The organism is Acidimicrobiales bacterium, from assembly GCA_036273495.1.
Taxonomy (GTDB): Bacteria; Actinomycetota; Acidimicrobiia; order Acidimicrobiales; family JAJPHE01; genus DASSEU01.
Genome location: DASUHN010000118.1, coordinates 1 through 19,840 on the forward strand (window position 1 = coordinate 1; position 19,840 = coordinate 19,840).

The 19,840-nt window shown below is 73.2% G+C and carries 22 protein-coding genes; 8 read left to right on the forward strand and 14 right to left on the reverse strand.

Annotated features, from left to right (window positions below):
- Positions 1-452, forward strand: a 452-nt coding sequence (locus tag VFW24_04925; GenBank protein HEX5266094.1) for a hypothetical protein, incomplete at its 5' end; no start/stop codon positions are given.
- 3 nt (positions 453-455) lie between these two features.
- Here the strand turns inward: VFW24_04925 and VFW24_04930 are convergent.
- Both VFW24_04930 and VFW24_04935 read right to left on the reverse strand, forming a co-directional pair.
- Positions 456-1,808: a C40 family peptidase gene (locus VFW24_04930; protein HEX5266095.1), complete on the reverse strand. Its 1,353-nt coding sequence runs from the start codon at positions 1,806-1,808 to the stop codon at positions 456-458.
- Between the two features lie 133 nt (positions 1,809-1,941).
- Positions 1,942-2,901 (reverse strand): LLM class F420-dependent oxidoreductase, encoded by a 960-nt coding sequence (locus VFW24_04935; protein ID HEX5266096.1) that lies wholly within the window; start codon positions 2,899-2,901, stop codon positions 1,942-1,944.
- Positions 2,902-2,968: 67 nt separating this feature from the next.
- Between VFW24_04935 and VFW24_04940 the strand changes: the two genes are divergently transcribed.
- Entirely contained in the window at positions 2,969-3,106 is a 138-nt protein-coding gene (locus tag VFW24_04940; protein HEX5266097.1) for a hypothetical protein, read from the forward strand.
- Positions 3,107-3,130: 24 nt separating this feature from the next.
- Positions 3,131-3,961 (forward strand): polysaccharide deacetylase family protein, encoded by an 831-nt coding sequence (locus VFW24_04945; GenBank protein HEX5266098.1) that lies wholly within the window; start codon positions 3,131-3,133, stop codon positions 3,959-3,961.
- Positions 3,962-3,970: 9 nt separating this feature from the next.
- Here the strand turns inward: VFW24_04945 and VFW24_04950 are convergent, their stop codons facing one another.
- Positions 3,971-4,357, reverse strand: a complete 387-nt coding sequence (locus VFW24_04950; GenBank protein ID HEX5266099.1) for an SCP2 sterol-binding domain-containing protein — start codon at positions 4,355-4,357, stop codon at positions 3,971-3,973.
- A complete protein-coding gene (gene mca, locus VFW24_04955; GenBank protein ID HEX5266100.1) occupies positions 4,357-5,238 on the reverse strand; it encodes a mycothiol conjugate amidase Mca in 882 nt (293 codons plus the stop codon). Before mca ends, VFW24_04950 begins: the two co-directional genes overlap by 1 nt.
- A gap of 84 nt (positions 5,239-5,322) precedes the next feature.
- On the opposite strand from mca, the gene VFW24_04960 reads away from it, so the two are divergent.
- Both VFW24_04960 and VFW24_04965 read left to right on the forward strand, forming a co-directional pair.
- Positions 5,323-5,901, forward strand: coding sequence for a helix-turn-helix domain-containing protein (locus tag VFW24_04960; GenBank protein ID HEX5266101.1), 579 nt, complete (start codon positions 5,323-5,325; stop codon positions 5,899-5,901).
- Between the two features lie 82 nt (positions 5,902-5,983).
- Positions 5,984-6,358 (forward strand): hypothetical protein, encoded by a 375-nt coding sequence (locus VFW24_04965; protein HEX5266102.1) that lies wholly within the window; start codon positions 5,984-5,986, stop codon positions 6,356-6,358.
- A 13-nt stretch (positions 6,359-6,371) separates the two neighbouring features.
- Here VFW24_04965 and VFW24_04970 read toward each other — a convergent pair whose 3' ends face one another.
- A complete protein-coding gene (locus VFW24_04970; protein ID HEX5266103.1) occupies positions 6,372-6,950 on the reverse strand; it encodes a VOC family protein in 579 nt (192 codons plus the stop codon).
- A 45-nt stretch (positions 6,951-6,995) separates the two neighbouring features.
- Between VFW24_04970 and VFW24_04975 the strand changes: the two genes are divergently transcribed.
- The gene (locus VFW24_04975; GenBank protein HEX5266104.1) at positions 6,996-7,373 is read left to right on the forward strand and encodes a hypothetical protein; all 378 of its coding nucleotides are present in this window, start codon (positions 6,996-6,998) and stop codon (positions 7,371-7,373) included.
- A gap of 6 nt (positions 7,374-7,379) precedes the next feature.
- Entirely contained in the window at positions 7,380-8,081 is a 702-nt protein-coding gene (locus VFW24_04980; GenBank protein ID HEX5266105.1) for a DsbA family oxidoreductase, read from the forward strand.
- Here the strand turns inward: VFW24_04980 and VFW24_04985 are convergent.
- The gene (locus tag VFW24_04985; protein ID HEX5266106.1) at positions 7,990-9,000 is read right to left on the reverse strand and encodes a DUF6687 family protein; all 1,011 of its coding nucleotides are present in this window, start codon (positions 8,998-9,000) and stop codon (positions 7,990-7,992) included. The genes VFW24_04980 and VFW24_04985 overlap by 92 nt on opposite strands.
- Positions 9,001-9,018: 18 nt before the next feature.
- Entirely contained in the window at positions 9,019-9,297 is a 279-nt protein-coding gene (locus VFW24_04990; GenBank protein HEX5266107.1) for a 4a-hydroxytetrahydrobiopterin dehydratase, read from the reverse strand.
- A 25-nt stretch (positions 9,298-9,322) separates the two neighbouring features.
- Between VFW24_04990 and VFW24_04995 the strand changes: the two genes are divergently transcribed.
- A complete protein-coding gene (locus tag VFW24_04995; GenBank protein HEX5266108.1) occupies positions 9,323-10,966 on the forward strand; it encodes a DUF885 domain-containing protein in 1,644 nt (547 codons plus the stop codon).
- A 23-nt stretch (positions 10,967-10,989) separates the two neighbouring features.
- Here the strand turns inward: VFW24_04995 and VFW24_05000 are convergent, their stop codons facing one another.
- The 7 genes from VFW24_05000 to VFW24_05030 all read right to left on the reverse strand — a co-directional run.
- A complete protein-coding gene (locus tag VFW24_05000; GenBank protein ID HEX5266109.1) occupies positions 10,990-11,259 on the reverse strand; it encodes an acylphosphatase in 270 nt (89 codons plus the stop codon).
- 7 nt (positions 11,260-11,266) lie between these two features.
- Positions 11,267-12,568: an acyl-CoA dehydrogenase family protein gene (locus tag VFW24_05005; protein ID HEX5266110.1), complete on the reverse strand. Its 1,302-nt coding sequence runs from the start codon at positions 12,566-12,568 to the stop codon at positions 11,267-11,269.
- Positions 12,569-12,578: 10 nt separating this feature from the next.
- A complete protein-coding gene (locus tag VFW24_05010) occupies positions 12,579-13,409 on the reverse strand; it encodes an ABC transporter permease (GenBank protein ID HEX5266111.1) in 831 nt (276 codons plus the stop codon).
- Entirely contained in the window at positions 13,406-14,215 is an 810-nt protein-coding gene (locus VFW24_05015; GenBank protein HEX5266112.1) for an ABC transporter permease, read from the reverse strand. The genes VFW24_05010 and VFW24_05015 overlap by 4 nt, the downstream gene beginning before the upstream one ends.
- A 16-nt stretch (positions 14,216-14,231) precedes the next feature.
- A complete protein-coding gene (locus VFW24_05020; GenBank protein HEX5266113.1) occupies positions 14,232-15,188 on the reverse strand; it encodes an ABC transporter ATP-binding protein in 957 nt (318 codons plus the stop codon).
- A gap of 35 nt (positions 15,189-15,223) precedes the next feature.
- Positions 15,224-18,700 carry an error-prone DNA polymerase gene (locus VFW24_05025; GenBank protein HEX5266114.1) on the reverse strand — a complete coding sequence of 1,159 codons (3,477 nt, stop codon included), beginning with the start codon at positions 18,698-18,700 and terminating at the stop codon, positions 15,224-15,226.
- Positions 18,700-19,840: hypothetical protein (locus tag VFW24_05030; GenBank protein ID HEX5266115.1), on the reverse strand; the 1,141-nt coding region annotated here is incomplete at its 5' end. The genes VFW24_05025 and VFW24_05030, both read right to left, overlap by 1 nt.

Genomic DNA, 19,840 nt, shown 5'->3' on the forward strand with positions numbered 1-19,840 from the left:
GCGCGGACATAGAAACGGCGGCCGAGGGCGTGGCCCTGTCCCCCCAGCGGGTGTCGGTGTACCTCGGCCGGGTCCGGGCCGCCGATCCCCACACCGTCCTCGTGGCCACCGTCTTTCCACCGACCGACCAGCAGCAGGCCAGGTACCCGTTCGGCACCATGGCTCCCTACGTCGACGCCTACGCGCCGATGCTCTACTGGGGCTGCACCCAGCCCGTGCTCGACGTGCAGCAGGCCCTGACCCGGCTGCGTCACCTGGGACCGGAGGTGCACGTGATCGGCCAAGCGTACGACATGGGGCCCTACGGTGGCCGGCGGGGCGCACCTCCCGCCACCGAGCTCGACGCCTTCATGCTGGGGGCCCGCCAGGCGGGCGCGGTCGGCGCCTCGTTCTGGAGCTGGCAGTCGATCGACTCCGACGAGTGGTCGGCGGTCAGCGGCTTCCGGTGGTAGCCGTCAGCGGTTGACCGGCACGGCCACCGGGCGCGTGGCGCCGACGTAGTCGGGCCACTGGTAGGACTCCACGCGCACCAGGGTGCCGGTGTGAGGGGCGTCGACCATCATCCCGTTGCCGATGTAGATCCCGTCGTGGGTGATCGCCTCGGGCGTGCCGAAGAACACCACGTCCCCCGGCTCGAGGGGAGCGCCGGACGCCACGAGGGGACCGGCGTTGTACTGGTCCTGGGCCACCCGGGGCAGCGTCACCCCGACGGCGGCGAAGGCCTTCATCACCAGCCCGGAGCAGTCGTAGCCGTCCGGGCCGACGCCTCCGTACACGTAGGGCTTGCCGACCTGGGAGAGCGCCCACTGGACGGCGCGTGCCGCCGCCGGGGGCGGTCCGGGGGCGGCGACCGCCACGACCGGCCCGAGCGGGGTTCCGTCGGGGGTGGTGGCCGGGCCCGCCACCGGTGACGCCGCGTCCGCGGGCTGGGCCATCCCGGCCAGGACGGCGTCCCCGAATCCGAAGGTGGCCCCGGCCGAGGTCGCCAGCCAGTAGCCGGCGCCGTCGGGGCTGGCGGCCATGCCGACGACCGGCGATCCGGGGGCGGTCGAGGCGTCCGTGAGGTCCCCGTGGAGCACGGCGTCGCCGAAGCCGTAGACCCGGCCCCCGCTGGTCGCCAGCCAGTAGCCCCCGCCGTCCGGCGTGGTGGCCGCCCCGACGACGGGGTGGTCCAGGTGCACGCTGCCGGTCGAGCCGAAGAAGCGGGCGTCTCCGAAGGTGAAGATCCCGCCGTCGGAGGCGACGAGCCAGTAGCCCCGGCCGTCGGCGGTGGCAGCCGCCGAGAGGATGGGGCGGTTGAGGCGGATGGCCCCGGTCGAGCCGTAGAACCGGGCGTCCCCGAAGGTGAAGACCCCGCCGTCGGAGGCGATGAGCCAGTAGCCGGCCCCGTCGGGGGTGGCGGCGGCGGTGACGATCGGCTGGTTCAGCCGGAGGTTCCCCGTCGAGCCGTAGAAGTGGGCGTCCCCGTACGTGAACACGCCGCCGTCGGCGGCCACGACCCAGTAGCCGGCGCCGTCAGGTGTCGGCACCAGGGCCACCACGGGCGTGGTGGGCGGGGTGGCGGGCTGGGCGCCTCCGAACGGCACCGCTCCGACCGCGCCGACCCGGCCGGCCGAATCGACCAGCCAGAACCCGCCCGGGGCGGGTGCGGCGGTGGGCGTGGCGTGGGGGGTGGCGTGGGTGGCGTTGTGGGCCGCGGGGTGGGCGGTGACGGTCGCCGCCCCGGCGGGGGCGGCCACGACCGCGCCCAGGCCGAGCCCGGCGCACAGCGAGAAGGTGAAGGCGGCCAGGCCGCGGTGAGCTGCCACTCCTCGTGATCATCGGCACGCGGTTGGGTCGGACTTGACCGGTTTCTCCTGTCTCGGAGGTCCCCCACCCCACTCCACGCGGTTTCACACGTTCCGAATCGGGTGCTTGCTCCAGAGAGCGGACGCCTCCGGATCAGCCCCCCGGGGCCAGGTCCCGCACCGCCTGGCGGGCGTCGAGCCCGAACGGGAGGACCGCCAGCACCGGTGTGGTCACCCCGTTGTCGACGTAGCGCTGGATGTGGGCCCGGCACTCGTCGGGGCTGCCGTGGACGATAAGGTCGTCGACCACCCGCTCGGGGATGGCGGCGGTGGCCGCCTTGCGGTCGCCGGCCCGCCACGCCTCCCACATGCCCGCCAGCTGATCCGAGCGGCCCAGCCACTCGTGGAAGGCGGCGTAGACGGGCACGTTGAGGTAGGCGGCCACCGCCATCCGCCCGGCCCGGTGGACCAGGTCGGCGTCCTCGGTCGGGGCCACGAAGATGCGGGCCACGATCTCCTTGCCGGACCCCACCTCGGGCACCACGCGGGAGACGTCCTCGGCCGACAGCCAGTTGATGATCGCTCCGTCCCCGAGCCGTCCGGCCAGCCGCAGCATCCCGGGGCGCAGGGCGGCCACGAGGATCGGCGGGGCCACCTCGGGGGCCCGGCCCAGCCGGAAGCCCTTGACCGAGAACGAGGCGCAGTCCATGTCGACCTTCTCGCCCGCCAGCGCCCGGCGGAGGAAGCGCACCACGTCGGCCGTCCGGTGGTAGGGATCGTCGAACGGGATGCCGTTCCAGGACTCGACGATCACGTTCGACGACGCCCCCACCCCGAGGGCGAAGCGACCCGGTGCCGCCTCCGCCATTGCCGCCGCGCTCATGGCGAGCAGGGCGGGCCCCCGGGTGTAGACGGGAACGATGGCGGACCCGAGGCGCAGGCCCGGGTCCCAGGCCGCGACCAGCGCCAGGGGGGTGAAGGCGTCGGTGGCCCCGGCCTCGCTCGTCCACACGTCGGTGTAGCCCAGCTGGGCCAGCTCCTCGATCCACGGCCGGTGCTCGTGGAGCGGGACGTTGTCGAACGGGATGGTCATTCCGTACCGGGCGGGCGCCATGGGGCACCCTACCGACCAGCCCCCCCGGCGGCCGTCGGTGTCACACCCTCCTGTCATCGTCCGGGTCATGGAGACACAGCTGGTCCTGATCGAGGAGCCGGGCCGGGAGTGGCGGCTGGACGAGGAGACGCGCCGGACCGGGCGCCGCGGCCTCGAGCTGGCCCGCCAGGCGTTGATCGAGGCGCAGCGGCGCACCGCGGCCTGACCGGGGTCTGCCTAGGCTGCCGGCGTGGCGACGCTGGCCGAGCGGCTCGGGTACGCCCCCGACGACCGCCTGCTGATCATCAACTGTGACGACCTCGGGTCGAGTCACTCCGCCAACGTCGGCATCTACGAGTCGCTGCGGACCGGATTGGCGACGAGCGCCACCCTCATGGTCCCGTGCCCCTGGTCCCGGGAGGCCGCCTCCCGCCACCGGGGGGAGGACGTCGGGGTCCATCTCACCCTGAACGCGGAGTGGGACCTGTACCGTTGGGGCCCGATCACCCACGCCCCCTCGCTGCTCGACGGTGACGGCGGCTTCCCCCGCACCCAGCGCGACGTGTGGGACCACGCCGACCTCGACGAGGTGCGCAAGGAGCTCCGCGCCCAGATCGAGCGGGCCATCTTCTGGGGCTTCGACGTGAGCCACCTCGACTCGCACATGGGCACCCTGCAGCTGCGGCCCGAGTTCTTCGACATCTACCTCGAGATGGCCGTGGACTTCCGCCTGCCCCTGCGCCTCTCCGGCGCCTCGACCGAGAAGGCCATCGGGTTCCCCTTCCGCCGGCTGGCGGCGGAGGAGGGGGTCGTCTTCCCCGACCACCTCGTCGTCGTCGCCGGCGTGGGCTCGCGCCGGGTGATCGAGCGGGTCCTGCAGAATCTCCCGGCCGGTGTCACCGAGGTGTTCCTGCACCCGGCCGCCGACACCGGCGAGCTCCGGGCGTCGCACCCCGACTGGCCGGCGAGGGTCGACGACCACGACTTCCTCACGTCCGACCGGTCGCTCCAGTCGATGATCGACCGGGTCGGCGCCCGGCTGATCGGCTACCGGCCCCTCCGGGAGCTCATGCGCTCCTGACGGCGGGGGTCAGTACTCGGTGACGGCGTCGACCCGCGCCATCAGGTCCCGGTACTCCGGTGTGCCCGTGATCGGCAGCAGCGACATCACCTTGGCCATGTTCCCGCTGACCTTCACCCGTCCCTGCATGAAGGCCGCCCCCGGGTCCAGCTCGCCGCGCTGGATGAGCACGGCGTCGGCGTACGCCTCGGTGAAGGTCACGTCGGCGTCCGCCAGCTCTCCGGCGGCGGCCTCGGCCAGCCGGCCGTCCTCCAGCACCCACCCGTAGCGGACCTCGCCGTCGGGGCCGCCCGTGACGACGTACTGGATACGCGCCGACGCTCCCGGCCGGTCCGGCTGGCCGGCGGCCAGCTCACGCGTGCTGCGCAGCCACTCCTCCGACAGGAAGCGGGCCACTACCTGCTGGCCAGCCGGCCCACCCCGGCGAACAGGTCGGTCTCCCGGTCGATCTCCCCCACCAGCCTCCGGGCCAGGATGTACTCCTCGACCGGGTGGACGGTGCGCGCCACCTCCGGAGGCAGGCCGAACCAGAACTTGGAGTTCGGATCCACCTGGGTGGCGTGGGCCAGCAGGGCCGCCGGCCTCACGTCGGCGTGGCCGGAGATGTCGACGATGGTCGTGATGCGGTCGTCGTGGGAGGGCCGGTCGAACCACTTCTGGTCGTACGGGGACTCGAGGCCGAGCTCGATGAACTTCTCGTGGACGGCCAGCGTCCGGGCCCGCGACCAGACGCTGTAGTACAGCTTGAGCGGCTGCCACGCCGGACCGGCGTCGGGGAAGGCACCCGGGTCCCCGGCGGCGTCGAAGGCGAGCAGGCTCACCTCGTGCACCCGCAGGTGGTCGGGGTGCGGGTACCCCTTCTGGTCGTCGGGATAGGTGACGATCACCTGCGGGCGGGTGCGGCGGATCTCGGCCACCACCCGGCCCACCGCCTCGTCGAGCGGGGCCCGGGCAAACGACTCGGGCCGCTCGTTGGCCTCCGTGTCCGGCATGCCCGAGTCCCGGTAGCCGAGCAGGACCACCTCGTCGTAGCCGATGAGTTCCGCCGATCGGCGCAGCTCCTCGAGGCGCACCTCGGGCAGCCGGTCCCGGACCTCGGGGCGGTCCATCTCGGGGTTGAGGATGTCCCCCTCCTCACCGCCGGTGCAGCACACCAGCACGGTGTGGACGCCCTCGGCGTGGTACCGGGCGACGGTGCCCGCCCCCTTCGACGCCTCGTCGTCGGGGTGGGCGTGCACACACATCAGACAGAGGCGATCCCCGGGCGGCGAGTCCATGCCCGATCACGCTACCCAAGGCGCCCGGCGGCCCCGGGCGCCGGTCCCCGCACATAATTGAATGAATTGCTATCCTTTTAGATTATGACGAAGGGAGCCCGGACCAGGCAGTCCCTGCTGGACAGCGCCGTCCGGCGGTTCGCCGCCAACGGCTACCGCGGCACCTCGGTCTCGGAGGTCGCCCGGGACGTGGGCCTCACGCCCGCCGCCGTCTACGCCTACTTCGGGGGGAAGGAGGAGCTCTTCGCCGCAGCCGTGGACGCCGACGCCGCCGGCCTGATCGAAGGCGCCCTCTCCCCGGTGCTGAGCGGCACCTTCGACATGGAGTGGGCGGGGCTCATCGCCGCCCTGCTCGAGCGCCTCCCCCGGCACCCGCTGGCCCGGCGCCTCCTGTCCGGCCTCGAGCCCGAGCACACGGTGCGGATGCTCGAGATCCCCGCCCTGGCGGAGCTGCGCAAGGGGATAGCCGAGCGGCTGCGCGCCGGCCAGGCGTCCGGTGAGGTGCGCCGCGACATCGACCCGGTCCGCGCCGCGTCGGGGCTGGAGTCGGTGGTGATGGCCATCCTGATCGCCGCCATGCAGACCGGCGTCCCGGCCGAGGGAGAGCGCGCCGAGGGCATCGTCGAGCTCCTGCAGGCCGCGCTGCGCGAACCGCCGCGGTAGCTTGACGCCGGGAGGCGCCATGACTGACGCACTGGGTGAGGCTCGGGAGCGCCGCGCTGGTCTGCGGTCCGCACTCGGGGAGGTGGAACGGTCGCTGGCCAGCCCCGCCGCCGGCCGTACCGACGCGTGGATCAAGACCCTGGCCGGGGACCTGGAGAGGCTCTCCGACGCCCTCGACCTGCACATCCGCACCTCCGAGGCGCCCGGTGGGCTGCTCGACGACGTGATGGAGAGCGAGCCCCGCCTGGCCCACAAGGTGGAGCGGGCCCGGCGCGAGCACCAGGAGCTCCGCTACCGCATGGACAAGGCTCTCGCCGGGCTCGACGGTGACGGCGTGGAGATCCCCAAGGTGCGCGAGCGCGTCGTCGAGGTGCTGGCGGGCATCGTCCGCCACCGCCACCTCGGTGCCGACCTGGTCTACGAGGCGTTCAGCGTCGACATAGAGGCCGCCGACTGAGCGGAACGCCGGGTCAGCTCAGTCTGGTGGCGGGCACCCGGGACACCCGCCCGGAGCGGCGCAGCTCCTCGACGGCGGGGACGGGATCAGGGTCGGAGAAGAGCGTTCCGTCGCTGTAGTCGGAGGGCCGGCCGGTGGGATCGGTGACCCAGTACGACGCCTCGAGCGCGATCCCGTGGGGGTCGGTGAAGTAGATCGAGCGCAGGAAGCCGTGGTCCACGACGTCGGTGACCTCGCAGTTGGCCTCCTTGAGACGGTCCCGCAGGCGGAGCAGGGCGTCCTCGTCGGCGAGGTTGAACGAGAGGTGGTCGAACTGCACCTTGCGGGGGTCGGGCATGCCCGCCGGCACGGCAAAGGGCTCGATCGAGCCCTTGCGGTATTCGAAGAACGCCACCGTGTTCTCGGGGCCGAACTCGAAGAAGTAGTGGCGGAAGCCGGGCCCGGCCAGGTCGGCCACCAGCCGGGCGCCGAGGACGCCGTGGTAGAAGCGGACGGTGGCGTCCATGTCGGGCGTCACCAGGGCCAGGTGGTTGATCCCCCGCCAGAACGGTCGCTCCTCCCGGGGATCGGTGCTGCCTTGGTCGGATGCCATAACCCGAGCCTACGCCCGGGAGCCGCGCGGGCGTAGCCTGTCGGGATGAGCGTGCCCGTCGACTTGGAGAAGCTCCGGGACAGCGTCGAGCGCTTCGGGGCCCTGGCCTACCTGCTCACCACCGGCGCCGACGGCCGGCCCCACGCCGTCTCGGTGCACATGGAGTGGGACGCCGGCCGGCTCGTCACCCGGGCCGGGCGGCGGACGGTCGCCAACGCCGCCGATCGACCCTCGGTGAGCCTGCTGTGGCCTCCGGTGAGCGACGACGGCTTCAGCCTGATCGTGGACGGCTCCGCATCCGTCGACTCGGACCGGATGGCGATCCGTCCGACCACCGCCGTGCTCCACCGCCAGGCGTCGGGGCCGGGAGAGGCGTCGACGTCGGAGTGTGTCGGCGTCCTCGACCACGCCGCCGGGCACTAGCGCGCCGTGCAGGTCGACATCTGGTCCGACGTCGTGTGCCCGTGGTGCTTCATCGGCAAGCGCCGGTTCGAGCAGGCACTGAGCCGGTTTCCCCATCGTGAGCAGGTAAGCATCGTGTGGCGCTCCTTCGAGCTCGATCCCACCGCCCCTCCGGTCCGCCCCGGTGATCCCGCCGAGCGGCTGGCCGCCAAGTACGGGATGACGACCGACCAGGCCCGCGCCGCGTGGGGCCGCCTCACCGAGACGGCCGCGGCCGAGGGCCTGCGCTACCGGTTGGACGCGGCCCGCTCGGGGAACACCTTCGACGCCCACCGGGTCATCCACCTGGCCGGACGGTCCGGGCTCCAGGACGCCGTCGAGGAGGCGCTCATGAACGCCTACCTCTGCGAGGGGGCGGCCATCGGCCGCCACGAGGCGCTCGTCGCTGCGGCCGGGGCCGCCGGCCTCGACGAGGACGAGGTGGCGGCCGTGCTCGACGGAGACGCCTACGCCGACGCCGTGCGCGCCGACGAGGCCGAGGCCGCCGCCCGCGGCATCACGGGCGTGCCGTTCTTCCTGCTCGACGGCCGCTTCGGCGTGCCCGGCGCCCAGGACCCCGACACCCTGCTGGCCGTCCTCAACCGGGCCTGGGAGCGGCGTACGGATCCCACGCCGGCCGGCCCCGCGCCAGCGCGTCCGTCACCAGAGGCCGTACCACCTCGGGGCTGAGCTCGCTCGTCCCGCCGGCGGGGCCGAGGCGGGCCACGGTCGCGCCGGCTCCGCTGAAGGTCCACTTGCCACCGCTGGGCTCGAGGGCGGTCAGCTCTCCCGCCAGGCCGGCCAGGTCCACCCGGGCCGGAGGGCGCCGGGACACCAGCTGCACCCACGTCTCGTAGCGGAAGTACAGCTCGTAGCGGGGCGGGGCCACGATCAGCACCCGGGTCCGATCGGAGCGGTTGTGCACGGCCATGGGATGCACGGGTGTGGTCCGGCGGTGGGTGAACTGCGCCGCCCGTCCCGGCGCCGTCGCCCCCGGCTGCACCGAGACCACCACCAGGTCGACTTCCGGCACGTCCGACAACGTCACCGCCCCGCCCCGCAGGGCCTCCTCGCTCGCTCCGAGGAAGCGGTCCTCCTCCCCCCACAGCTCGGCGTACCGCTCGGGGCGGGCCAGCAGCTCCGGCAGCAGGGCCAGCGCCTCACGGTGCAGGGTGCCGGCCAGGGCGGGGTTGGCGTCGTCGGCGCCGTCCCGGCGCTCGGCCAGCGAGGCGAGCGCGAACGACACCCGGGCCGCCCGGAGATCGCGACCCCGGACGAAGTCGCCCGCCTCGGCCACGGCCAGCAAGGCGTCCTCGGCGGCCAGAGCGCTCTCCGGTGCGGTCAGGGCCGCCAGCGTGACGAGGCCGTCCTGATCGAAGTGGTCGGACGTGACCGCCGCGGCCGCGGGCCACCGCCGGCGGGAGCGCAGGTACCGGAACGCCATGCCTGCCGACAGGTCGTGGCGAAGGGGGGCGGGCGTGGTGCTGCCCGGCCAGTGGGACAGGGTCAACACCGTCGAGGCTAGCGCCGCCCCGTCGGCCATCACGTTGGGCCGGTCCCCGATCTCGGCCAGGGGGACGAACTCGAGGCCGGCGCGGGCCCGGCGCATGACCCGCCGCGCCCCGCGCTATCCCAGCCGGTCGATGCGCCCGGCCAGATCCAGGTCGAGCTGGGTGATGCCACCGGCGCTGTGGGTCGAGAGCGTCAGCTCCACCGTCTTCCAGGAGATGGAGATGTCCGGGTGGTGGTCGGCCTCCTCCGCCAGCTCCGCCACCCGGTTGACGAACTTGATGGCGTCGGCGAAGTCGTTGCGGGTGACGGTCCGGCGCAGCGCCCATCCCTCCCGCTTCCATGCCAGGTCGGTGAGCGCCCGCTCGATGACGTCGTCGTCGAGAAGATCCGGCATGAAGCGCACGCTACCCTCACGGGCGGTGACCGAGGGCGGGGCGGGCGCGGCGGACCCCGAGGCCCAGGCCCTGATCGACGCCTGGCTCGGCGAGGAGATCGAGGAGTCGCCGACCCGGGCCTCGGCCCTCGGCATCGAGGGCCACGACGAGGAGCTCGGTGAGTTCGGGGAGGCTGCCTTCGTCCGCCGGGCGGCGTCGGCCCGTCATTGGGCTGAGACGCTGCGCGGAGTCGATGGCCGCGCTCTCAGCCGCGAGCGCGCCGTCGACCGCGACCTGGTTCTGTCCGCCCTGGCCGGTCGCGTGGCCATGGAGGACTGGGAGGCGTGGCGGCGCGACCCCGCCGTATACCTGGACCCCTGCCTCGGGGGAGTGCACGTGTTGTTCGTGCACCGGCTGCGCCCGATGGCAGAGCGGGCGGCCGCCGCCGCGTCCCGTCTGGGCCAGGTGCCCGCCGCCCTCGACGCCGCCCGGCGCCAACTCGACCCCACGCTGGTGAACGACGTCATCCGCGACCGCGCCGTCGGGCAGTGCGCCGCCGCCGGCGTCTACGTGCGCGACCTGCTGCCAGGCGAGATACCGCCGGGTCCGGACCGTGACGCGGTTGCCGATGTCGGCGCGGTCGCCGCGGCCGCCTTCGAGGGACTGGCGGCCCACCTCACCGACATGCGCCCGACCGGCACCTACGCCATCGGCGAGCAGCGCTACAGCGCCCTGCTGCGTGACCGGGAGCTGCTCGGCTACGGCGCCGCCGGCCTGCGAGACCGGGGCCGGGCGGCGTGGGACGAGCTCGACGGGCGCATGACCGAGGTGGCCCGCCGCCTCGGTCACGACCGGTGGCGCGACGCCCTGGACGCGGTACAGGACCGGCACCCGGCCACACCCGAGGAGATGCTCCGGGGCTACACCGCCATGACCGAGCGGTGCCGCGCCTTCCTCGTCGAGCGCGACCTGGTGACGATCCCCGAGGGGGAGTCGGTCTCGGTCGAGCCCAGCCCGCCCTACCAGCGCCCGGTGCTGGCGGTGGCCTCGTACCTGGCCCCACCGCCGTTCCGGCCCGGGCGGCTCGGCCATTTCTTCGTGCCGTTCCCGCCCGACGGCGTCGGCGCCGAGCAGCTCCGACAGCGGCTGGCCACCAACAGCTACGCGGCGATGGCCACCATCTCCGCCCACGAGGCCTATCCCGGGCACCACTGGCACCTGGTCTGGTCACAGGAGAACGCCCCGCCCGTACGGTCGGTGGTCCGCACGCCGTACTTCAGCGAGGGATGGGCGCTGTTCGCCGAGCAGATCATGGCCGAGGCCGGCTTCTTCGCCGACGACGCCGAGATGCTCTCCTATCTCGACGCCCGCATCTTCCGCGCCGCCCGGATCGTCGTCGACACCGGGCTGCACTGCGGGGACATGACCGTCGAGGAGGCCGTGACCCACCTGGTCGGACACACCGGGCTGTCGGAGGCCACCGCCCGGGCCGAGGTCACGCGCTACTGCGCCTGGCCCACCCAGTCGGCGTCGTACCTGACCGGCGCCCTCGAGCTCGACCGGATGCGGACGCGCTACGTCGGGGAGGGCCGGGGGGACGGGCGTCGCTTCAACGACGAGGTGGCGGCAACCGGTTCGCTGCCGCTGGGCCTGGCCGAGCGCTGCTTGCTCCCCGCCGCGGCGGCGTAGGCCGGCCCCCCCGCCAACCGCTCCTACCGGACGCGGAAACCTCCGCCGCCCTCGATGTCCTCGTCGTAGACGTCGACGGAGCGCACCGCCGCCCAGCGCGGCCCCTTCCGGCACCAGGCCACGGCGGCGTCCACCGCCTCCGTCTCCCCTTCGAACACCGCCTCCACGCTGCCGTCGGCGCAGTTGCGGACCCACCCCGACAACCCGAGGCGCTCGGCCTGGCGCCGGCAGCTCTCCCGGTAGCCGACGCCCTGCACCCGGCCCCCCACCACGACCCGCCGCCGTTCGTCCATGGCCGGGCTACAGGTTGGCGGTGGCCTCTTCGAGGAGATCGGCAAAGCGGGCCTGCGCCGCCGCCCGCCGGGTCGGGATGTGCTCGGTCGGCACGTCCACCGGCTTGTACTGCTTGAGGATCTGGCGGGCCACCGTGACCTTGTGGACCTCGTCGGGACCGTCGTAGATGCGCGCCGCCCGGGCGGCGCGGTACATGTGCTCGAGAGGCAGGTCGGTCGAGAACCCGAGCGAGCCGTGCACCTGGATGGCCCGGTCGATCACGTTGTAGAGCACCTGGGCGCCCCAGTACTTGATCATGGCGATCTCGACCCGGGCCGCCGGCGCCCCCACCTGGTCCATGCGCCAGGCGGCGTAGAGGGTCATCAGCCGGGCCGCCGTCATCTCCGCCGTCGACTCCGCCACCCAGTTCTGGATGGTCTGCTTCTCGGCCAGGTACGAGCCGTGGGTGAACCGCGACACCGCCCGCTCGCACATCATGTCGAAGGCCCGGCGGGACTGGCCCAGCCAGCGCATGGCGTGGTGGATGCGGCCCGGGCCCAGCCGCTTCTGGGCCAGCAGGAAACCCTCCCCCTCCCGGCCGACCAGGTTGTCGACGGGCACCCGGACGTCGCGGTAGATCACCTCCGAGTGGCCCCCGTACTGGCCGAAATGGGGCTCGGGGTGCTCCATGGTGGGAATGTCGCGCACGATGTCCACGCCGGGCGTGTCGGTCGGCACGATGATCATCGACGTGCCCTGGTAGGGGTGCACGTCGGGATTGGTCACCGCCATCAGCACGAGGAAGTCGGCCACCGATCCGTTGGAGGTGAACCATTTGTGCCCGTTGATCACCCACTGGTCCCCGTCCCGCACGGCGCTGGTCCGGATCAGGGTGGGGTCGGCTCCGGCGCCGGGCTCGGTCATCGAGAAGGCGCTGCGCAGCCGGCTGTCCAGCAGGGGCTGGAGCCACTTCTCGCGCTGCCACTCCTTCTCGGGGTCCGACTCGATGCCCACGGCGATGATCTCGGCGTTGCCCGAGTCGGGGGCGTTGTTGCCGAACACGAACGGCGCCATGGAGCACTGCCCGAGGATCTCGTGCATCAGGCCCAGCTTCACCTGGCCGAAGCCGCCCCCGCCCAGCGCAGGCGGCAGGTGGGCCGCCCACAGGCCCTGGTCCTTCACCTGCTGCTGCAGAGGGCGCACCGCCCGCAGGAAGGTCGGATGGTCGAGGTCGAGGGTCTCGAGCGGGATGATCTCCTCGCGGACGAAGGTCCGCATCCACTCGAGCTTGGCCTCAAACTCCGGTTCGGTCGAGAAGTCCCACGCCATGGGACCGAAGCTACTTGAGGATCAGATGGCCGAGCCGCCGGGACGCGACCGACAGCCCGATCACGGCCATGGCCCCGAGGTAGGCGGCGTGGCCGAGCATGGCCCAGTTCACCCCTCCGAGGTCGAGGCCGCGGATCAGGGCCACCGCCTGGTACAGGGGAACCACCCGCACCAGGTCCCGCAGGGCGCCGGGGTACACCGACAGCGGATAGAAGGTGGCGGAGAACAGGAACATCGGCATCAGGGCCAGATTGACGAAGTCGAAGTCCTGCCAGCTGCGCATGAAGGTCGTCGACGCCATGGCCACCGCGGCGAAGGCGAAGGCCTCGAGCACCGCCGCCGGCACCGCCAGCAGGGCCCACGGCGAGTGCACCAGGCCCATCATCGCCATCACCAGCAGGAACACGGTGGAGTAGATCCCGCCCCGGGAGACCGCCCACGAGATCTCCCCGAGCGCCACGTCCTGGGCCTCCAGCGGCGTGGCCAGGACGGCGTGGTACACCTTGGCGAACTTGAGCTTGAAGAACACGGCGAAGGTGCCGTCCATCACCGCCCCGTTCATCGCCGACGAGGCCATGAGCGCCGGCGCCACGAAGGCGGTGTAGGTGATCAACCGGCCGTCGGGCCCGGCCACCTTGCCGGCGAGCTTGCTGATGCCCACGGTCACGGACAGCAGGTAGAAGAGCGGCTCGAAGAAGCCCGACACGAACATGAGCCACATCCGCCGGTAGGCGAAGGCGTTGCGCTCGACCAGGTGCCGGGCCCGCCGGCCACCGAGGCCCAGCGGCGGCAGCACCCGCCGCCCGAGGGCGGCGTCGGCCAGGGTGGCGGGCGCGGTCACGCCGCCAACCGGCGTCTGAAGGTGCGCCGGCCCACGATCACTCCGAGGGCGATGCAGCCCGCCAGGTAGGCGGCGTGGCCCACGCTGGCCGCCACTGCGGCGTTGCCCAGCGACAGTGCCCGGGACAGGGCCACCCCGTGCCACAGCGGGGTCACGTACGCCAGCGGGCGCAGCCAGCCGGGGAGCTGGGTGATCGGGAAGAAGGTCCCCGAGAACAGGAACATCGGGATCACGACGAAGCGGAACACGGCAATCAGCGGCTGGTCGGTCTCCCGGGTGGCGGTGAAGGCGGCCACCGGCGCCGCCATGGCCATCCCGGTCAGGACCGCGACCGGCACCGCCGCAATCACCTCGGGGGACCGCGGGGCCCCGAAGGCGGCCATCACCCCGAGGAAGATCGTCGACACCAGCGCCACCCGGGTGGCCATCCACAGGAGATGGCCGTAGAGCACGTCGGTCACCCGCAGGGGCGTCGCCAGCATGGCGTGATAGGTGCGGATCCACTTGATCCCACCCATGACCGGGAAGGCGCCCTCGATGGCCGCCATCTGCATGGCCGCCGCCGCCATCAGCCCGGGGGCGATGAACTGCAGGTAGGTCACGCCCCCCAGCCGGGCCGCCGAGGCCCCGTGGCGGTTGACGAGGCTGCCCAGGCCGAGACCCATGGCGGCCAGGAACAGCGCCGGCGTGAGGAACCCGGTGGCCAGGCTGGCCCGCCAGATGCGCCGGTACTGGTAGGACCAGTACGAGTAGGAGCGCAGGGTCCGGCTGAGGGTGGTGCCGCCCGTGGCGGTGGTCGCGGTCACGGGTGCCGGCGGGCCATCAGTCGATCAGGGTGCGGCCGGTGAGATGGAGGAACACGTCCTCCAGCGTGCTCCGGCGCACGAACGACACCAGCGGGGTCAGGCCCCGGCTCTGGACCTCGCGCTCGGCCCGGTCCCCGTCGCTCGTGTACACGAGCAGCCGGTCGGGCAGGATCTCGATCCGCTCCCCCAACCCCGCCAGCTTCTCCGCCATGGTCGTGTGGTCGTCGACGGCGAAGCGCAGCTCGAGCACCTCCCGGGTCGAGTAGCGGTCGATCAGCTGTCGGGGGGAGCCCTCGGCGGCGATGACGCCCTTGTCCATGATCACCAGCCGGTCGCAGAGCTGCTCGGCCTCGTCCATGTAGTGGGTGGTGAGGACGAGGGTGACGCCCTGCTGCTTCAGGCGGTACAGGCGGTCCCACAGCAGGTGCCGGGCCTGGGGGTCGAGGCCGGTGGTCGGCTCGTCGAGCAGCAAGAGCTCGGGCTCGCTGATCAGCGAGCGGGCGATGGTGAGGCGCCGCTTCAGGCCCCCCGACAGCGGGTCGACCTTCTCCCCGGCCCGGTCCGACAGCTGGGCAAACTCCAGGAGCTGCCCGGCCCGCTCCCTGATGACCTTCCGGGGCAGGTCGAAGTAGCGCCCGTACACCAGCAGGTTGTCGAGCACGGTCAGCTCGAGGTCGAGGGTGTCGTCCTGGGGGACCAGCCCGATCCGGCTGCGGATGCGGGACCCGTCGGTGGCGGGATCGAGCCCCAGCACCCGCAGGGTGCCGGAGGTGACCGGCGACATGCACGCGATCATCCGCATGGTCGAGGTCTTCCCGGCCCCGTTGGGGCCGAGGAATCCGAACGCCTCCCCCGCCGCCACGTCGAAGTCGATCCCGTCGACGGCCACGAAGCCCCCGAAGGACTTGGTCAGGCCGCGGGCCGAGATCAGCGGCTCTACGGACGCGGCGGACGGGGAGGGAAAGGCGGGCAAGGACGCCGACTGTACCGACGCCCTGTGACGCGGCACTAACGGAAATCCCGGGACCGGCCCGACGTCAGGCCCAGGTCGAGCGGGGCCAGGCGCTGCGCCACCACCGCCACCGCCCCGTCGGAGCGCTCCAGCCGCCCGGTCACGATCAGCCCCGGGGACAGCCGGGCCACCCGCCGGTGGCGGGCCCACGCCCCCGGGGAGCAGATGACGTTGACCATCCCGGTCTCGTCCTCCAGGTTCATGAAGATGGTCCCCCCGGCGGTGGAGGGGCGCTGGCGGTGGGTCACCACCCCTCCCACCGTCACCCGGGAGCCGTCCGGCAGGTCGTTGAGGGCAGCGGCGCTGACCGCGCCGATCCCGTCCAGCCGGGGCCGGGCGAACTCCGCCGGGGACCACCGGCCCGAGACCCCCGTGGACCACAGGTCGGCGGCCGCCTCCTCGACGTCGGTCATGGCCGGCAGCTCGGGCGCCACCGCCCCCTCGACCACGCCGGGCAGCTTCCCCGGGCCCGAGCGGGCCAGGGCGCCGGCGGCCCACAGCGCCTCCCGCCGCTCCACCCCGAAGCAACCGAGCGCCCCCGCCGTCGCCAGCGCCTCCAGCTGGGGCTCGGACAGGCCCACCCGCTGGGCCAGGTCCTCGAGGGACGAGTACGGCCGCCCCGCCGCGATCTTCCTGGCCAGCTCCTCTCCGACGTTGCGCACGTACTCCAATCCCAACCGGACGACAGGCTGGTCTGAGGTCGGCGGGGCTGGGGTCCCCGCCGGCAGCGGCGGAGTTCGGCGGGAACCGGGTGCCCGCCGCCATGAGAGGTCGCAGCACCAGTCGCTGGCGTTGACGTCGGGGCCCAGGATCGTGATCCCGTGGCGGCGGGCGTCGGCCACCAGGGTCTGGGGGGACCAGAACCCCATCGGCTGGGCGTTGAGCAGGCCGGCGTAGAACGCCGCCGGGTAGTGCAGCTTGAGCCAGGCGCTGGAGTACACCAGGTAGGCGAAGGACACCGAGTGGCTCTCGGGGAACCCGAAGTTGGCGAAGGCGGCCAGCTGGGACCAGATGGCGTCGGCGGTGTGGCCTCTGATACCTCTCTCCGCCATCCCGTCGTACAGCCGGGCCTTCAGCGCCTCCATCCGCTCGGTCGAGCGCTTCGAGCCCATGGCCTGGCGCAGCTGGTCGGCCTCGGCGGCGGTGAAGCCGGCCACGTCGATGGCCATCTGCATCAGCTGCTCCTGGAACAGCGGCACGCCGAGGGTCTTCTTCAGGCTCTTCTCCAGCAGCGGGTGGAGGTAGGTCACCTCCTCCTGCTGGTTGCGCCGGCGGATGTAGGGATGCACCGACCCGCCCTGGATGGGTCCGGGGCGGATCAGCGCCACCTCCACGACCAGGTCGTAGAAGCCGCGGGGCTTCAGGCGGGGAAGGGTGGCCATCTGGGCCCGGCTCTCCACCTGGAACACGCCCACGGAGTCGGCCCGGCACAGCATGTCGTAGACCTCCTCCTCCTGGTCGAGGGCGCCGAGGTCGACGGTCACGCCGTGGTGGCGGCGGATCATCTTCAGCGCCTCGTGCACGGCCGAGAGCATCTGCAGCCCGAGCAGGTCGAACTTCACCAGTCCCACCGCCGCGCAGTCGTCCTTGTCCCACTGCAGCACGCTGCGGTTGGGCATGCGCGCCCACTCCACCGGGCACACCTCGACCACCGGCCGGTCGCAGATGACCATTCCGCCGGAGTGGATCCCGAGATGGCGGGGGAAGCCCTGCACCTGGCGCGCCAGGTCCAGCACGGGAGCCGGGATGTCGCAGTCGGCCGCCGCCCCCTCCATCCCCACCCACATGTCCATCTGCTTGGACCAGGCGTCGAGCTGCCCGGGAGGGTGCCCCAGCGCCCGGCCCATGTCGCGCACCGCCGAGCGGGGCCGGTAGGTGATCACGTTGCACACCTGGGCGGCGCGCTCGCGCCCATAGAGCCCGTATACGTACTGGATGGCCTCCTCCCGGCGTCCGGCCTCGATGTCCACGTCGATGTCGGGAGGGCCGTCCCGCTCGGGGCTCAGGAAGCGCTCGAACAGAAGGCCCAGCTTCACGGCGTCGGCGTTGGTGATCCCGAGGGCGAAGCACACCGCCGAGTTGGCGGCCGACCCCCTCCCCTGGCAGAAGATGTCGTTCTTCCGGCAGAACTCGACGATGTCCCAGACCACGAGGAAGTAGCCGGGGAAGCCGAGCTGCTCGATCACCTCCAGCTCGTGGTCGATCTGGGCCCAGGCCCCCGGGACCCTCTCGGCCCCACCTTCACCAGCAGGGCGGGGGCCGTAGCGCTGCTCGGCGCCCCGGTGGACGAGCATGCGGAGGTAGGTCATCTCGGTGTGACCGGGCGGCACCGGCCAGTCCGGCAGCTGGGGCGCCACCAGCTTGAGGTCGAAGGCGCACGCCAGGCCCAGCTCCGCCGCCCGCTCGACGACGCCGGGGTAGCGCGCCATCCGCCGGGCCTGCTCGGCACCGGAACGGAGGTGGGCGCCGGCCGCCGCCGGCAGCCACCCGTCCATCTCGTCGAGGCTGCGCCGGGCCCGCACCGCCGCCAGCGCCCCCGCCAGCTTCCAGCGGTCGGCGGACGCGTAGTGGACGTTGTTGGTCGCCACCGGCTCGACATGGCGCGACAGGGCCAGCCGCATCAGGGCGTCGTTGCGCGCCGAGTCCAGGGGGTCGCCGTGGTCCCACAGCTCCACCACGACGTTGTCCCGCCCGAACGTCTCCACCAGGCGGTCGAGCTGGCGCGCCGCCGCCGCGGGACCATCGTCAACCAGCGCCTGCACCACCGCGCCCTTCCGGCATCCGGTCAGCACCACCCAGTGGCCGCCGTGGTGGCGGGACAGCAGCTCCAGGTCGGCGATCGGCCTGCCCTTCTCCCCTCCCGCCATCTGCGCCTCGCTGATCGTGCGCGCCAGCCGGGCATAACCCGCCGGATCGCGCGCCAGCACCACCAGATGGCTGCCGGGCGGATCCGCCAGGCCATCAACCTGGCCGGGCACCCCGACCCGGCCTCCTTCCGGGCGTGGGGCCCCAGCCCCACGCCGGGCCGTTCCCACGGGAGCGCGCTTCAGCCCCAGAGTCAGCTCCGCTCCGAACACCGTGGGCAGCCCCGCCGCCGCGGCCGCCTCGGAGAACCGCACGACCCCGGCCAGGTTGTCGTGGTCGGTTATCGCCAGCGCCGACAGCCCGCGCCGCACCGCCTCGTCCACCAGCTCGTCCGGATGCGACGCCCCGTCCAGGAAGCTGAAGTTCGTATGGCAGTGCAGCTCTGCATATTCATGGCGGCGGGCACCGGGTTCCTTCGGAACTCGCCCGCCGCTGCCGGCGGGGTCCCCAGCCCCGCCGGCGCCCTCACCACTCAGTCGTTGCTTTCCTTGGGCGCGCCGGTGGTCGTCGATGAGCTTCTTGCGGGCGAGCGGGTTGGGGTCGGTGCTGCGGCCCTGCAGGCGCTCCTCGAGCTCGCGCCACGGGACCGGCGGGTTGTTGTACGCCACTAGTCGTAGACCGCCTCGACCGACCAGCTCCCCTGCTCCACCGCCAGCAGCACGGCCCGCCCGTCGTCGGTGACCACCTGCATGCGTGCCCGCCGGCGCTGGGCCTCCGGGTCCCACCACCGCTCGTGGCACGGCCACGGCGCCGACCACGACACGACCGCCGCCCCGTCGAGGGTGGCCGGCGCCACCGCCACCTCCGCCCGGCCGGTGACCACGACCGGGTCCCCCGCCGCGTCGAGCAGTGCCGCGGTGCCTCCCGAGACCAGGGTCGGGGCCGGGGGCGGCACCCGTCCCGGCCACGGCAGCTCCGGGGGGCGGAGCGGCCCTCCCCTGTCCCCCCACGCCACCGCCCGCACGCGCTCCCCCGGGGCCCGGCCCCCCTCGACCACCGCGGTCAGCACCCCGTCCGGCCCCAGCAGCCCCTGGAGGCGGGCCAGCACCCGGGCGGCCCGGCGGTCGGCCTCGGCCACCCCGCCCCAGAACCCCTGCTGGCTGCCCTGGTCGGCCACCACCTCCTCGGGCACCAGGCGCAGCAGGGTGACGCCGGCGGTGGGGCGCGGCCCGACCGGCCCCGAGATCCACCCGTCCAGCTGCCAGCGCACCCGCTCGGCCAGGGTGGCGGCGCCGAAGGTCCCGTCGTGGCGCCAGCAGCGCGACAGCAACTCCCCGTGCTCCGACTCCGCCTCGATGCGCACGAGCGTGCACTGCAGCCCCCGCTCGGCCAGCCCCTCGTGGAGGCGGTCGGCCAGGGCCTTGGCGGCGAAGGCGGCGGTGTCCACCCGCTCCACGGGTGGGTCGAGCTCGACGCTGACGGTCAGGTCGTCGGGGGGCCGGCGGGCGTCGAGGGGGCGCAGCTCGAGGCCCCGGGCCAGACGATGGGCGGCCGCCCCCGCCCCGCCGAAGCGGGCCAGGACCCGGGGGGCGGGCAGCGCCGCCAGCTGGCCGAGGGTCCGGATCCCGAGCCGGCCGAGCAGGCCGGCCAGCTCCTCGGCTCCCTCCAGGCCGGAGATGTCGAGGGCCCCCACCGGCAGCGGGGCCAGGAACTCGGGGGTCTCCCCGGGCGGGACCACCCGCCCCCGCCGGGCGGCCAGGGTGGCGGCGAAACGTCCCTCGGCAATGCCCACCAGCCCGGCCGGGCAC

What these genes read in the sequence shown, in the direction of transcription:
- VFW24_04935 (HEX5266096.1), bottom strand. Translation starts at nt 2,901, where the DNA reads ATGGCGCCCGCCCGGTACGGAATGACCATCCCGTTCGACAACGTCCCG.
- VFW24_04940 (HEX5266097.1), top strand. Translation starts at nt 2,969, where the DNA reads ATGGAGACACAGCTGGTCCTGATCGAGGAGCCGGGCCGGGAGTGGCGG.
- mca (HEX5266100.1), bottom strand. Translation starts at nt 5,238, where the DNA reads ATGGACTCGCCGCCCGGGGATCGCCTCTGTCTGATGTGTGTGCACGCC.
- VFW24_04960 (HEX5266101.1), top strand. Translation starts at nt 5,323, where the DNA reads ATGACGAAGGGAGCCCGGACCAGGCAGTCCCTGCTGGACAGCGCCGTC.
- VFW24_04970 (HEX5266103.1), bottom strand. Translation starts at nt 6,950, where the DNA reads ATGGCATCCGACCAAGGCAGCACCGATCCCCGGGAGGAGCGACCGTTC.
- VFW24_04975 (HEX5266104.1), top strand. Translation starts at nt 6,996, where the DNA reads ATGAGCGTGCCCGTCGACTTGGAGAAGCTCCGGGACAGCGTCGAGCGC.
- VFW24_04985 (HEX5266106.1), bottom strand. Translation starts at nt 9,000, where the DNA reads ATGCGCCGGGCCCGCGCCGGCCTCGAGTTCGTCCCCCTGGCCGAGATC.
- VFW24_04990 (HEX5266107.1), bottom strand. Translation starts at nt 9,297, where the DNA reads ATGCCGGATCTTCTCGACGACGACGTCATCGAGCGGGCGCTCACCGAC.
- VFW24_05000 (HEX5266109.1), bottom strand. Translation starts at nt 11,259, where the DNA reads ATGGACGAACGGCGGCGGGTCGTGGTGGGGGGCCGGGTGCAGGGCGTC.
- VFW24_05005 (HEX5266110.1), bottom strand. Translation starts at nt 12,568, where the DNA reads ATGGCGTGGGACTTCTCGACCGAACCGGAGTTTGAGGCCAAGCTCGAG.